The organism is Rhodoferax sp. GW821-FHT07F03, from assembly GCF_059418745.1.
Map to the genome: position 1 here is coordinate 88,646 of NZ_JBWKQM010000006.1, position 13,770 is coordinate 102,415.

General features: G+C 62.2%; 12 protein-coding genes. 4 read left to right on the forward strand and 8 right to left on the reverse strand.

Translation table 11 applies throughout. The features are described from left to right. Positions 1–5: 5 nt before the first annotated feature. Positions 6–809 (forward strand): sugar phosphate isomerase/epimerase family protein, encoded by an 804-nt coding sequence (locus AC07R0_RS10290; RefSeq protein WP_495104748.1) that lies wholly within the window; start codon positions 6–8, stop codon positions 807–809. 80 nt (positions 810–889) lie between these two features. Beyond that, positions 890–2,290 (forward strand): MBL fold metallo-hydrolase RNA specificity domain-containing protein, encoded by a 1,401-nt coding sequence (locus AC07R0_RS10295; RefSeq protein ID WP_495104749.1) that lies wholly within the window; start codon positions 890–892, stop codon positions 2,288–2,290. Positions 2,291–2,386: 96 nt separating this feature from the next. Here the strand turns inward: AC07R0_RS10295 and AC07R0_RS10300 are convergent, their stop codons facing one another. Continuing rightward, entirely contained in the window at positions 2,387–4,591 is a 2,205-nt protein-coding gene (locus AC07R0_RS10300) for a LamG-like jellyroll fold domain-containing protein (RefSeq protein ID WP_495104750.1), read from the reverse strand. A 273-nt stretch (positions 4,592–4,864) separates the two neighbouring features. On the opposite strand from AC07R0_RS10300, the gene AC07R0_RS10305 reads away from it, so the two are divergent. Both AC07R0_RS10305 and AC07R0_RS10310 read left to right on the forward strand, forming a co-directional pair. Then, positions 4,865–6,523, forward strand: a complete 1,659-nt coding sequence (locus AC07R0_RS10305; protein ID WP_495104751.1) for a Na/Pi cotransporter family protein — start codon at positions 4,865–4,867, stop codon at positions 6,521–6,523. A gap of 179 nt (positions 6,524–6,702) precedes the next feature. Next, positions 6,703–7,044 carry a zinc ribbon domain-containing protein YjdM gene (locus AC07R0_RS10310; RefSeq protein WP_495096075.1) on the forward strand — a complete coding sequence of 114 codons (342 nt, stop codon included), beginning with the start codon at positions 6,703–6,705 and terminating at the stop codon, positions 7,042–7,044. Positions 7,045–7,098: 54 nt separating this feature from the next. Here the strand turns inward: AC07R0_RS10310 and moaD are convergent, their stop codons facing one another. From moaD to AC07R0_RS10345, 7 genes are all read right to left on the reverse strand, one after another. Then, positions 7,099–7,350 (reverse strand): molybdopterin converting factor subunit 1, encoded by a 252-nt coding sequence (gene moaD / locus AC07R0_RS10315; RefSeq protein ID WP_495104752.1) that lies wholly within the window; start codon positions 7,348–7,350, stop codon positions 7,099–7,101. Next, the gene (locus AC07R0_RS10320; protein ID WP_495104753.1) at positions 7,347–8,573 is read right to left on the reverse strand and encodes a molybdopterin molybdotransferase MoeA; all 1,227 of its coding nucleotides are present in this window, start codon (positions 8,571–8,573) and stop codon (positions 7,347–7,349) included. Before AC07R0_RS10320 ends, moaD begins: the two co-directional genes overlap by 4 nt. After that, entirely contained in the window at positions 8,570–9,100 is a 531-nt protein-coding gene (gene mobB / locus AC07R0_RS10325) for a molybdopterin-guanine dinucleotide biosynthesis protein B (protein ID WP_495104754.1), read from the reverse strand. The genes AC07R0_RS10320 and mobB overlap by 4 nt, the downstream gene beginning before the upstream one ends. Before the next feature lie 69 nt (positions 9,101–9,169). Further along, on the reverse strand, positions 9,170–10,597 hold the full coding sequence (thrC, locus tag AC07R0_RS10330; RefSeq protein WP_495104755.1) for a threonine synthase: 1,428 nt from the start codon (positions 10,595–10,597) through the stop codon (positions 9,170–9,172). A gap of 17 nt (positions 10,598–10,614) precedes the next feature. After that, entirely contained in the window at positions 10,615–11,175 is a 561-nt protein-coding gene (locus tag AC07R0_RS10335) for a DUF4276 family protein (RefSeq protein WP_495096080.1), read from the reverse strand. Next, positions 11,172–12,359, reverse strand: a complete 1,188-nt coding sequence (locus tag AC07R0_RS10340) for an AAA family ATPase (protein ID WP_495104756.1) — start codon at positions 12,357–12,359, stop codon at positions 11,172–11,174. The genes AC07R0_RS10335 and AC07R0_RS10340 overlap by 4 nt, the downstream gene beginning before the upstream one ends. A gap of 41 nt (positions 12,360–12,400) precedes the next feature. Continuing rightward, on the reverse strand, positions 12,401–13,723 hold the full coding sequence (locus AC07R0_RS10345) for a homoserine dehydrogenase (protein ID WP_495096082.1): 1,323 nt from the start codon (positions 13,721–13,723) through the stop codon (positions 12,401–12,403). Positions 13,724–13,770 lie beyond the last annotated feature (47 nt).

Below are 13,770 nucleotides of genomic sequence, written 5' to 3' on the forward strand. Positions count from 1 at the left end.
TGAGCATGCGCACCTACTCCCTGGCCTACCTCACCGCCTCTGGCCTCACGCCGCCGCAGATGCTGGCCGCTGCGGCGCAGCTAGGCTACCGCCACGTCGGCATGCGGCTGCAGCCCAATATGCCCGGCGCGCCGCACCAGGTCTTGCTGGGCGATGCCGCCATGCTGCGCGAGACCCTGGCAGTGCAGCGCGACACCGGCGTGGGCGTGTTCGACATTGAAATCATCCGCATAGGCGCGGACTTTGACCCCCACGCACACCGCCCGCTGCTGGAAGCCGGCGCGGCGCTGCAGGCCAAGGCGGTGCTGGTGGCCGGCGACGACACGGACCTGCAGCGCCTAGCCGACAGCTACGCCCGGCTCTGTGCCTTCATGCAGGCTTACGGTATGACCGCCGACCTGGAATTCATGCCCTGGACTGCCGTGCCCAATGCCCAGGCTGCGCTGCGCACCGTGCGCGCCGCGGGCAGCCCGGCCAACGCTGGCATCCTGGTCGATGCGCTGCATTTCGCCCGCTCCCACACCACGCTGGACGATCTGCGCGCCCTGCCGCGCGAACTGCTGCACTACGCACAAATCTGCGACGCGCCCGCCGGCAAAGACTTCACGGTAGAGCAGATGATCCACACCGCGCGCTGCGAGCGCCTGCTGCCGGGCGAAGGAGGCATCGACCTGGCCGGTTTGTTCGACGCGCTGCCGGCAGACCTGCCCATCAGCGTCGAGGTGCCGCACCAGCTGCGAGTCGCGCAGCTTGGCGATGTGGAATGGTCGCGCCTGGCGCTGGAGGCGTCGCGCAAGCTGCTGGAATAGGCAGCAGCGGATGGTTTGACCCAGGTCAACACAACTGCCACCGCGAAGCAGATACTGGGCCTCCACTCTGGAGGCTGCGTATGAAGCTGACATTTATCGGGGCCGCGCAAGAGGTCACCGGCTCCTGCTATTTGGTGGAAACTGACTCACTCAAGTTTCTGGTGGACTGCGGCATGTTCCAGGGCGGGCGCGAAGCCCGGGTGCGCAATCTGCAGGCCTGGACCTTTGACCCGCGGCAGATCGACTTTGTGCTGCTGACCCACGCCCACATCGATCACAGCGGGCTGCTGCCCCGGCTGAGCGCGCTGGGCTTTCGCGGCCCGATCTACGCCACCACGGCCACCGTGGACCTGCTATCCGTCATGCTGCTCGACAGCGCCTTCATCCAGGAAACCGACTGGGCGCGCGCCCAGCGCAAAAACCACCGCCAGCGCAGGCTGGCGGCCACGCCCGCGCCGCTGTACACCGTGGCCCAGGCCCAGGCCTGCCTGGAGCAGTTGAACGGCGTTGCCTACGACGAGGATGTGCAGCCACATGCCGCCCTGCGCTGCCGCTTTCGCGATGCGGGCCACATCCTAGGCTCGGCCATTCTGGAGCTGTGGCTGACCGAAGACGCCAAGACCACCAAGCTGGTGTTCTCTGGCGACCTGGGGCAACCCGGGAGGCCCATCGTGCGCGACCCGACCATCATCGACAGCGCCGATGTGCTGCTGGTCGAATCCACCTACGGCGACCGCCTGCACCGGCAGATGAAGGACACCGTGGACGAACTGGTCCAGGTGGTGGAAGACACGCTGCGCCGGCGCAAGGGCAACATCATCATCCCCGCCTTTGCCCTGGGCCGTACGCAAGAGGTGCTGTGGCTGCTGGCCGACCTGTGCCGACAGGGGCGGCTGCCCAAGCTGAAGGTGTTCGTCGACTCCCCCATGGCCACCAAGGCCACCGAGATCACCTGGCGCCACAAGGAGGTGCTGGACGACGAAACCCGCGCATTCCTGGTGCCCAAAGACAGCCTGCCCCGCTGGATCGACCTGCACTTCACGCAAACCGTGGAGGAGTCGATCGCCCTGAATGACATCAAGGCCGGTGCCATCATCCTGTCGGCCAGCGGCATGTGCGATGCGGGCCGTATCAAGCACCACCTGAGCCACAACCTGGGGCGCTCGGAATGCGCCATCGTCATCATCGGCTTCCAGGCCGAAGGCACGCTGGGCCGCAAGCTGGTGGATGGCGCCAAACGGGTGCGCATCTTCGGCGAAGAGCATGTGGTGCGGGCGCAGATCCACACCATCGGCGGGCTCTCGGCCCATGCGGACCAGGCGGCTTTGCTGGGCTGGCTCAAGGGCTTTGCGCGCCCTCCTCAGCGAACCTTCGTGGTCCACGGAGAAGCGCAGACCGCACGCGGGTTTGCCGACCAGATATCCAAAACACTGGGCTGGAACGTGGAAGCCCCGGCGCCCGGTACGCAGGCAGATCTGTGACCGACTGAACCCGGCACTGACTGCACCCAAGGTCAAGGGGCAAGGCAACCCCATGCAGCCCTGGCATGCATCAGCTATGGCTGATTGGACTGGCTTTCAGGCGCTCGCCAGCGCTGCAATGTCAGCCGCCGTCAAGGCGCCCTGGTACACCCGGAAATCGTCTACCTTGGCCTTCAGATAAGGGTCGGCCGCGTACTGCGAACGGCCAATCCAGCCGTCCATGCCAGTACCCAGGTGGTAGGGCGCAAGCTTCATATCCGTATTGCTGCCAACGACCGCGCCGTTCAAATACAGCGTGCCCACACCCGCCGACAGAGTGACGGCTACATGGACCCAGCTCCCTACGGGAAACGCGGTATTGCCGTCGATCACCTGCGCGTTGTAGCCGTGGATGGTGTCTATGCAGAAGCGCGGCACGCCTGCCCCATTCCGAACGGTTAGAAACATGCAACGTCGCGGGCCCGAGCCGAAATCGAAAATGCGCGTCCAGGTCGCCGCAGAGTCCAGATACACCCAGGTGGCCATCGTGAAGTCGCTCAAGGTATCCACGATCCCGGCGGGTAAGGCGACATAGTCGTCCACACCGTCCAGCGCACAGGCACTACCTTCATGGCCCGCGGCCCATGCCGCTCCATTGGTCAAGGTCGCCGCCGGCCATTGCGCCGTGCTGTCGGCTGCGGCTGTACCGCTGGCCTCATTGAACTTCAGCTGCAGCGACAGCACCGGGGAGAGGGATACGCTCACGGCATTCGATACCGCGCTCTCGCCGCTGGTCGACACGGCTGTCACCACGTACCAGGATGTGCCCGCCGGTAAGGTGTCGGTCCAGGTCAGCAGGTCGGTGATACCCGAAGCCACGGTCGCATAACTGCCGCCAGCGGAACTGGCACGCTTGACGTTGTACGACGTAGCGTCTGGCGTGCCCCACCAGGACAGCACCGCTTGCGTGCCTTGCTGGCGCACGGTCAAGCCCTGCGGAGCGGCACCTGTGATCGGGTCGCGTGCAAACGTCAGTGTGCCAAAGCCAAGCTGATCCCCGTTGCCACCATCGGTTTCAGGCCGCAGCTGTAGCGCCTCTTGCCCCACGTACTTGGCGGCGATACCACGGCGGCCCTGGTAGTGGTGCAAGGGCATTTCCCACACCGGGCGCAGAATGCCTTGCGCAGCGGTTGACAGGCCCGTGAACACACCCTGCTTATCAGCATAGGTCAACCAAGGCACGGTGTTGAACACGCCATTGGCATCCCGCAAGTTGGACTTGGCCACGTATTCGGCGCCCGCCAAATAGCGGTTGTTGTCATAGCCGTAGATGTCGTCGCCCTGGTTCCATGCCATCTCACAGAATGCGCCGGCCAAGCCGATGCCTAGCGTGCAGTGCCCCTGGTCGCGCCCGCTCTCCTGCCATTGGCCCAGGTAACCAGGATGCACGTGGTACACCGCCTGCAAGCCGGCACCATTGCCCGCCCCCGACCGGTAATAGGCCATGGCCTCGTTGTAAATGTCTTCACGGTCGCACAGCACGCCCACGCTGAGTACGCAGGCCAGCGCACACTGGTCCCAGTTGGCCCAGTAGTTGGTGATCACCGCATCGTTGTGATTGACCAGGAACCAGCTGCTGAGCGGGTAGAACACCGTCAGCATCATGTTCTGGAACTGCGCAAAGTCTGCCGCAGCCCAACCGCTGTAGGTGCGCATGATCTCGGCCGCGTTGGCAAACTGGTAGCCGTAAATGCCTGCCGCGAGATAGCGATCGGCATTGCCCTGGATGGACGTCAGCGTGGACGACCACGCGTTCAGGAACACCACCGCGAGATCGGCGAACCGTGTGTCGCCCGACACCTTCCAGCGCAAGGCCAGTTGGTAGGCTCGGTCAATATCGATGTACATCTGCGCGGAATTATTAGTAGTGCCGCGGTACACCGTGGCCAGGGGGCGTGGCGTCGCACCCAGCTGGCTGCGGCCATTCGCCGTGAGCGCATTCCAACCCGCAAGCCAGGGCTGGGCCTGGGCCGCGACCTTGTCCCGCATGCGCGTGAAGTCCGCTTCGGTATGCAGCAAACCCGGGTGTGCGAAGACTCTTGCGGTGGCAGTTGTGTTGTCCACCTGTGTCGTGCCCGCGTCGCTGCTAGCGAGCAGCGTGGCGGAGCCGCTCGTTGTACTTGCGGAGCTTGCCGCAGCAGAGTCGCCCGCCCCATTGGCGGAGCTGCCGCACCCGGCCAGCCCGAACACCGCCATGCCGACAGCTGAAGAAATCACGGTTCGCCGCTTGAGCTGGATGGCGGGGGCTTGGGTTCTCGGCATATCGACTCCTATGTATATGGGCGGTAGTGAAAAAAAACATCCAGACTGGCATCCACCCTGCGCGGGGCCTGTCTGTCTCTTCAGCAAACTTGCTTTTGTACTTGAACTGCAAACACAAATTTACATTTACACACATCCTACATGAGCCAATATGAGCCTCATCCATTCTTTACACAAGAAAATCGGGGTGCCCCCATGGCGCCTCCCGGCCAATCCATGGCGTCCCCATGCCAAATACAACAGCGCTGCGGCGTATAGTTGCCGGCTAACCCTATGAAGCATCTCCTTAATTTATTGGCGGCCATTGCGCTGCTTGTGTGGGGCACCCACCTGGTACGGACCGGTGTGCTGCGTGTATTCGGCGCCAACCTGCGGCAAATCCTGGCCAACAGCATGGGCAACCGTTTCACCGCCGCCCTATCGGGCATAGGCGTGACGGCATTGGTGCAGTCCAGCACAGCCACCTCGTTAATGACATCCTCCTTCGTGGGCCAGGGCCTGATCACCCTGCCCGCCGCACTGGCCGTGATGCGCGGGGCCGACATCGGCACCAGTCTGATGTCGGTGCTGTTTTCCTTCGACCTGTCGTGGCTGTCGCCGCTGTTCATCTTTGTCGGCGTGGTGCTGTTCCTGTCCAGCAAGGACGGTACGCCCGGGCGCATCGGCCGGGTGCTGATCGGCCTGGGCCTGATGCTGCTGGCCCTGCGTTTGGTGGTGGACGCCACCGAGCCGCTGCTGGCCTCACCCGCCATACGCGGGCTGCTGAGCGCCGTCAGCAGCGACGTGGTGCTGGAGATCTTCCTCGGCATGCTGCTGGCCATACTTGCCTACTCCAGCCTGGCGGTGGTGCTGCTGATTGCGGCGCTGGCCGCCTCGCATGTGATCCACCTGGACGTAGCGCTGGGCCTGGTGCTGGGTGCCAACCTGGGCAGTGGCGCGCTGGCAGTACTGACCACAGCCAAGTCGGCCATCGAGGTGCGCCAGGTCACCGTGGGCAACCTGGTGTTCAAGATCATGGGCGTGGTGCTGGTGGCGCCGTTCATCGGCCTGTGGCTGCGCCATGTGCAGCCCTCCATGCCCGACTCTACACAGGGTGTGGTGCTGTTCCACCTGGCCTTCAACGTAGCCATGAGCCTGGCCTTTATTTTCCTGACCCAGTTGGTGGCCAAGGCCATGGAAAAGCTGCTGCCCAAACCCCTACCCTCCGCATCCCAGATGCGGCCGCGACATCTGGACCCGTCCGCCCTGTCCACGCCCTCGCTGGCCATCTCCTGTGCCGCGCGCGAGGCCCTGCACCAGGCCGATGTGGTGGAAACCATGCTGCGCGGCGTGATGGAAGTGATCAGCCACGACGACGAAGCCCTGGCCAAGGAGCTGTGCAAGCTGGACGACACGGTGGACGAGCTGTACTCAGCCATCAAGTACTACCTGACCAAGATATCGCGTGAAGCCCTGGCCGAAGCCGAGAGCCGACGCTGGACCGACATCATCAGCTTCACCATCAATATGGAACAGATCGGCGACATCATCGAACGCGTGCTGATCGACGTACAGGACAAGAAGATACGCCCCCGGCGCAACTTCTCAGAAGCCGGCCTGCAGGAAATCGGCGAGCTGCACGCCCGCCTGCTGGACAACCTGCGCCTGTCCATGAGCGTGTTCCTGAACGGCAATGTGCACGACGCCAAAAAGCTGCTGGAGGAAAAAGCCCGCTTCCGCGACCTGGAGCACGCCTACTCGCGGTCCCACTTGGTACGGCTGACGGACAACACCCTGTCCAGCATCGAAACCAGCTCGCTGCACATCGACCTGATCAGCGAGCTCAAGCGCATCAACTCGCACATCTGCTCCATTGCCTACCCCATTCTGGACTCGGCCGGTGCCCTGGCCCCGAACCGCCTGCGCAACTCCAAGCTGGCCGAGCTGGAATAGCCGGCGGGCGTTAGCACTGCATCTCGGACAGGGATGCAGGCTTGCTCTCAAATGAATAGCGGCTTGCGCAGATTCTTTCTGCGGTAGCAGACAATTTGGCTTGGGATCTCCGTTCACCCTAGGCCAACTAGAGCCACCACTCCCCCCAAGATCAACCACTCACCCAAGACCAAAATAACATGAGCAACTTACCCCCCTGCCCCCAATGCGGCTCCGCCTTCACCTACGAAGACGGCATTCTGTTCATGTGCCCAGAATGCGCGCACGAGTGGCCGCAGAAGGCCGCAGAAGACAGCGCTGAAAAAGAACGCGTCGTCCGCGACGCCCATGGCAACGTGCTAGCCGATGGCGATGCTGTCACCCTGGTCAAAGACCTGAAGGTCAAAGGCTCCTCCCTCGTCATCAAAGTGGGCACCAAGGTCAAAAGCATCCGCATCATCGAAGGCGACCACGACATTGACTGCAAGATCGACGGCGTGGGCGCGATGCAATTGAAGTCGGAGTTTGTGAAGAAGGCATAGGGGAAACAACACTGTCCCTCACCGCCCAGGCTACGTGGATGCGCCTCCAACCAACTAGCCCCCCGTCACCGGCGGAAAAAATGCCACCTCGGCCCCGTCCACCAGCGCAGCTTGCCCATCCACCATCACCTGGTTCAGCGCGGCGCGCACAGCACGGCCTGGCGCCAGGCTGCTGGCATAGGCGCCATCTCGCGCCACCAGCTCGTCGCGCAGAGCCTGCACGGTGGCTGCGTTGGTGATGACCTCTTCACGACCCTGGCCCAGGGCTTCGCGGATGGAGGCGAAGTACAGCACGTTCACTTTCATGCCTGCAGCTCCGTCAAAGAGATAAAACGCACCATGTCGCCGTGGGCGATGGTCTGGCCCGGCGGATTGTCCACCACGCCGTCGCCCCAGGCGGCGGAGGTCAGCACGCCAGAGCTTTGGTTGGCGAACAGGTCCAGGCCGCCGGCCGCGTTGCGCCGCACGCGCAAAAATTCGCGGCGCTGGTCGGCGCGGGGCCAGTTGAAATGCGCGGGCAGTGCCATGGCCTGCGGCGCCAGCTGGGTGGCGCCCTGCAGCCGCAGCAGGAAGGGGCGCACCAACACCAGGAAAGTGATGTAGCTGGACACCGGGTTGCCAGGCAGACCGATGAAGTGGGCGCCGCCCACCCGGCCACAGGCAAACGGCTTACCGGGCTTGATTGCGATCTGCCACAGATTCAGCTGGCCCAGGGCCTGCACAGCGGGTTTGACATGGTCTTCCTCACCCACCGACACGCCGCCGCTGGTCAGTATCAGGTCGTGTGCCTGGCTGGCATCGCGCAGCGCTTGCTCGGTAGCGGCGCGCTGGTCCGGCACGATGCCGTAGTCGGTCACCACGCAGCCCAGGCGTTGCAGCAGGGCGCGCAGAAAGAAACGATTCGAGTTGTAGATGGCCCCGGGCCGCATAGCCTGTGGCGCCACTTCGCTAGGCATCACCAGTTCGTCGCCGGTGGAAAACAGCGCCACCCTTGGGCGCCGCGCCACCGGCAGCTGGTCCATGCCAATACTGGCCGCCAGCGCAGTAGATGCGGGCGTAAGGCGCTCACCTTTCGATAGCACCACAGCGCCCTTGGCCACGTCTTCGCCGGCGCGGCGCAGCCACTGGCCGGGCTGGGGTGGGCGCAGCACGCGGATGCTTTGGTCGGGCAGGACTTCGCAGTCCTCCTGCATCACCACCGCGTCGGCACCAAAGGGAATGGGCGCACCGGTAAAGATGCGCGCCGCCGTACCTGCCTGCAGGGCCAGCGCCGGGCTGCCGGCGGCTACGCGCTGGGAAACCGGCAAGCTGGCCGCGCCCGCCAGATCCGCACAGCGCAGGGCGTAGCCGTCCATGGCGCTGTTGTCGTGCGCGGGCACTTGCAGCTCCGACACCAGGTCTTGCGCCAGCACGCGGCTGTCGGCATCGAAGGTGGACACCTGCTCTACCCCGGCCAGGGGCTGCGCCTGGGCCAGCAGCTGGGCCAGGGCGTCGTCCAGCGGCATCAAAGGAGCGCGGGGTCGGGTCATGTCGGGGCCTTGTAGACAAACAGAGGGGCGTGCTGCAGCAGCCAGGCAACTACAGCGTCGGGGTCGTTCAGGTCCAGCACGGGGTACGGGCTGGGCTCGGGCAATGCGTCGGCGGCCACGTCGGTGGCTATGGCCACGATGTGCGGGTCCACCGGGTATTGCACCGGTTGCTGCGCGGCGGCGCGCCAGACTTCGATCTTGGGCAGGTCGCTGGACTTGAAGCCCTCGACCAGCACCCAGTCCACGCTGGGGCTAAGTTCGGCGATCAGCGCATGCACCGACAGCGCCTCAGGTTGTTCGAATTCGCGCACCAGGGCCAGGCGCCGGTCGGAGGCCACCACCACCTCGAAGGCGCCGGCCTGGCGGTGCCGCCAGCTGTCCTTGCCCGGATGGTCGATGTCGAATTTGTGGTGGGCATGCTTGGCCACGGACACCCGCAGGCCCAGCTGCTTGAGGCGGAGAATCAGCTGCTCCACCAGGGTGGTTTTGCCCGACCCGGAAAAGCCCGCGAAGACGACCGCCTTCATACCCATGTCCGCACCATACTATGTTTTTAATAGCTGCTAGCGCAGGTAGAACCTGCGCCAGAGGCCTATTTAGCTACAAGTCTTCTCGATCAGCGCCTTCACCAGCGTCACATCGGCGGGCAGGTTCAGCACGCGCTTGGGCAGGGCTTCGATGCCTTCGAACTGCGCGGGACGCTCGGGTTCGCGGCCCAGGGCTTCGACGATGGTGGCGGCGAACTTGATCGGCAGCGCCGTCTCCAGCACGATCATCGGAGTGCCGATTTGTAAGTGCTCCAGCGCCACCTTCAGGCCGTCGGCCGTGTGCGTGTCGATGACCATGCCGTGGCGATCCGCCGTGTCGCGGATGGTGGCCAGGCGGTCGGCATGCGTGCTCTTACCGCTGGCGAAGCCGTAGCGCGCGGCCACGTCCTTGAAGGCCGGATCAGCGCTCAAATCGAAGCTGCCGGTGGCCGACAGCTGGGTGCTGAACAAGTCCTTGGTGCGCGCGCCATCGCGGCCCACCAGGTCGAACACGAAGCGTTCAAAGTTGGAGGCCTTGGAGATGTCCATCGAGGGACTGGAGGTCTCGTGCGTATCGGCGCTGCCGCGCACCCGGTAGACGCCGGTACGGAAGAACTCGTCGAGCACATCGTTCTCGTTGGTGGCCACCACCAGCTGCGCCACCGGCAGGCCCATCATGCGGGCTACATGGCCGGCGCAGACGTTGCCGAAGTTGCCCGAGGGCACGGTGAAGCTGACCTTCTGGTCGTTGGTCTCGGTGGCCTGGATGTAGCCGGCGAAGTAGTACACCACCTGGGCCAGCAAACGCGCCCAGTTGATGCTGTTGACGGTGCCGATCTTGTACTTGCGCTTGAAGTCCAGGTCGTTGGACACGGCCTTGACGATGTCCTGGCAGTCGTCGAACACGCCTTCCACAGCGATGTTGATGATGTTCGCGTCCTGCAGGCTGAACATCTGCGCCTGCTGGAACGGGCTCATGCGGCCGGCTGGCGAGGTCATGAAGACGCGCACGCCCTTCTTGCCGCGCATCGCGTATTCGGCCGCGCTGCCGGTGTCGCCGCTGGTGGCACCCAGGATGTTCAGCTCTTCGCCGCGCCGCGCCAGCTCGTACTCGAACAAATTGCCCAGCAGCTGCATCGCCATGTCCTTGAAGGCCAGGGTCGGGCCATTCGACAGGGCTTCCAGGTAGACGCCGTTTTCCACATGGCGCAGGGGCACGATCTCGCCAGTGCCGAACACCTGGGCGGTATAGGTCTTGCGGCACAGGGCGCGCAGGTCGTCGGCCGGGATGTCGTCGATATACAGCGACAAAATTTCAAACGCCAGCTCGGCATAGCCTTGCTCGTGGTAGACCTTGCGCCAGCGCGTCAGGGTGGTGTTGTCCACCTGCGGGTACTGCACCGGCAGGTACAGGCCGCCATCGGGCGCCAGGCCTTCGAGCAGGATTTCACAGAACTTGCGCGGCGTGGCGTCGCCACGGGTGGAGATGTAGTGCATGAATAATGTCCAATAAATCAATGGGCAAGTCGCCGAATCCCGGCTACGAGATTGCGAAAACTGTCAGATCGGAAGTTCTCAAGATCAAGATGGGTACCTATCGCTCGCGATCCACCTACTTTTTGGTAAAGCCCTTTCGTCAAGATACCTAGTTCTTTAGACGGAGATCCTAGGTAATCAGGACTGCGGAATTTCTTAGTAGCCTGCAATTTCACCAATCCGGAAATACCGAGTCCACGCTCGACTGCAGCTAAATCAGCCAAATAAAAAGTCTCAAGCTCCCTACAGGCAATGCGTACCAAGCTGTCGGGACGCCCCGCCTGGATACATATGGCCAACAGCTTTTCCTTCACCGCGCCGCAATCCGGATTGGAGTCTTGGTCGCGTAGTACTACAAATTTTGCTAATGGATTCTGATAACCACGTAACTTTCGAAGTAATTGCTTTTCTAGATCCTGCTTACCTTGAAAGGTGATGTACCGGTAGACCATCCCTCCATCTGGAAACAAACGGGGCAACAGTCCCTCCAGCATGGCCTGTGCAGAGGCCTCCTCCAAGCAAAAAACCAACTCCGTCATATGGGGTCAGCCCCCTTAAAGAAGCCTTGTTTCCACAAATTGCCCATTTGATCGCCGTCTGCCATATAGGCTGCAATTTGCACATCATCCCTTGCTCGACGAATCTGAGTTCCGCCACCCTCCTTCACCAACCAAAATACCTCATCAAGCTCAACCGCATTCAGAAAATCCGGCGAATGGGTGGACACGAGTACTTGTCCACCACGTTGAGCGTACAGACGGAACTCTTCAGCCAACTCAATCATTAACTTGGGATATAGCTGATTTTCAGGCTCTTCTACACACAGCAATGGGTGCGGTTTAGGGTCATGTAACAACACAAGATAGGCAAACATCTTGATAGTGCCATCGGAAACATAGCGATCCAAAAAAGGGGTCTTGAACGAACCATCCTGGAACCGAAGCGTCAAGTACCCATCATCCAACAACAATGGCTCCACCGCACGAACCCCTGGTACACGCCGAGCCATGGTGGTCAAAATGTTCTGAAAATCCCGGGGGTATTGCTCGTACAAATAACGTGCAACCAATGGCAGGTTATCGCCCGTTTCAGACAGATGCTCTGAATCACCGGACGGCTCTTTACGCCCACGTGCGGCATCAATGTGAAAATCGGAAACATGCCACGACTCCATTAACTGACGAAAAGCATTGGCCGCCTTGAATCGCTCAAACTGCCCTAAACCTTTGATGGCTAAAGTGTCAGGTGCAACCGTTTGGAACTCTCGCTCCAACTCGCCGTCGGGCTTATGGAAATCCTCTTCGTTATTAATGGCAAAACCTTGCCCATTGGTGAAGTCTAAAAATCTGTAAGGACTCCCGTAGCGCCCGCGCTTGTAGCGAAGCACCTCTCGCTTCACATAAGGCGCATTTCCTTTTTCGGCGATTTCCAACGAATAGGTGACCAGGCGATCAACGCCCGCAATCGGCATGCGGTATTGAATTTCGATCAAGATTGTGTCTTCCACACTGTCTCGACTCAAAACCTCTTTGAATCTACCCCGACGATCCAGGGCTTGTCGTACATTGCCCTTGAGGCAATCATGTAGGAATCCAAACACATCAAACAAGGTCGTTTTACCCGCGCCATTTGCTCCCACTACGACGAGAAAATCAGGCATTTCAGAAATATGAACATCCCGAAAAGCCTTAAAGTTTTTTAGGCGTATCGACTCAATTTTCATAGCGCAACCCTCACAGTTTTAATGCGTAAAGGAGTATGAGGTCAGGCCAGCTCTTCCTTGCGGATGCGGGTGATGGGCGCGAGCACGGTGGGCAGGGCCTGCATCTGCGCCAGGGCGGCGTTCATGCGCGACTCGGTGCAGTCGTGGGTCAGGATGATCACATCGGTTTGCGTGGCGCCTTCGCCGCCGATTTCATCGGCTTCGCGCTGCAGCACCGCGTCGATGCTGATGTCGGCCGCGGCCAGCAGGCCGGTGACGGTAGCCAGCACGCCGGCCTGATCGGCTACGCGCAGGCGCAGGTAGTAGCTGGTGACCACGTCGCCCATGGGCAGCACTTGCAGATCGCTCAGGGCATCTGGCTGGAAGGCCAGGTGCGGCACGCGATTGGTCGGGTCGGCGGTGTGCAGGCGGGTGATGTCCACCAGGTCGGCGATCACCGCGCTGGCGGTGGGTTCGCTGCCCGCGCCCTTGCCGTAGTACAGCGTGGTGCCGACGGCATCGCCCTGCACCACCACCGCGTTCATCGCGCCTTCGACATTGGCGATCAGGCGCTTGGCTGGCACCAGGCTGGGGTGCACACGCAGCTCCACGCCCTGCGGCGTGCGCTTGGTGATGCCCAGCAATTTGATGCGGTAGCCCAGTTGCTCGGCGTACTTGATGTCTTGCGAGCCCAGCTGGGTAATGCCTTCGACATAGGCCTTGTCGAACTGCACCGGGATGCCGAAGGCAATGGCCGACATCAGGGTCAGCTTGTGCGCGGCGTCCACGCCTTCGATGTCGAAGGTGGGGTCGGCCTCGGCGTAGCCCAGGCGCTGGGCTTCTTTGAGCACCACGGCAAAGTCCAGGCCCTTGTCGCGCATTTCGCTGAGGATGAAGTTGGTCGTGCCGTTGATGATGCCGGCCACCCACTGGATGCTGTTGGCCGTCAGGCCTTCGCGCAGCGCCTTGATGATGGGGATGCCACCGGCGACCGCTGCTTCAAACGCCACCATCACGCCCTTGGCATGGGCCGCAGCGAAGATTTCGGTGCCGTGCACGGCCAGCAAGGCCTTGTTGGCGGTGACCACGTGTTTGCCGGCGGCAATGGCTTCCAGCACCAGCTCTTTGGCCAGGGTGTAGCCGCCGATCAGCTCGACCACGATATCGATGTCGGGGTTGGCAATGATGGCGCGTGCATCGGCCACCACCTGGGCACGGTCGCCCACCAGGGCTTGGGCCTCGGCCACGTTGCGGCGCGACACCATGGTGACCTCAATGCCACGGCCGGCCCGGCGCTTGATTTCTTCCTGGTTGCGCTGCAAAACGTTGAACACGCCGCTGCCGACAGTGCCGATGCCGAGGATGCCTACTTGGATGGGTTTCATAACAGATATTTAAGTAAAAAGTGCCGATAGCGCAGGTAGTACGTGCG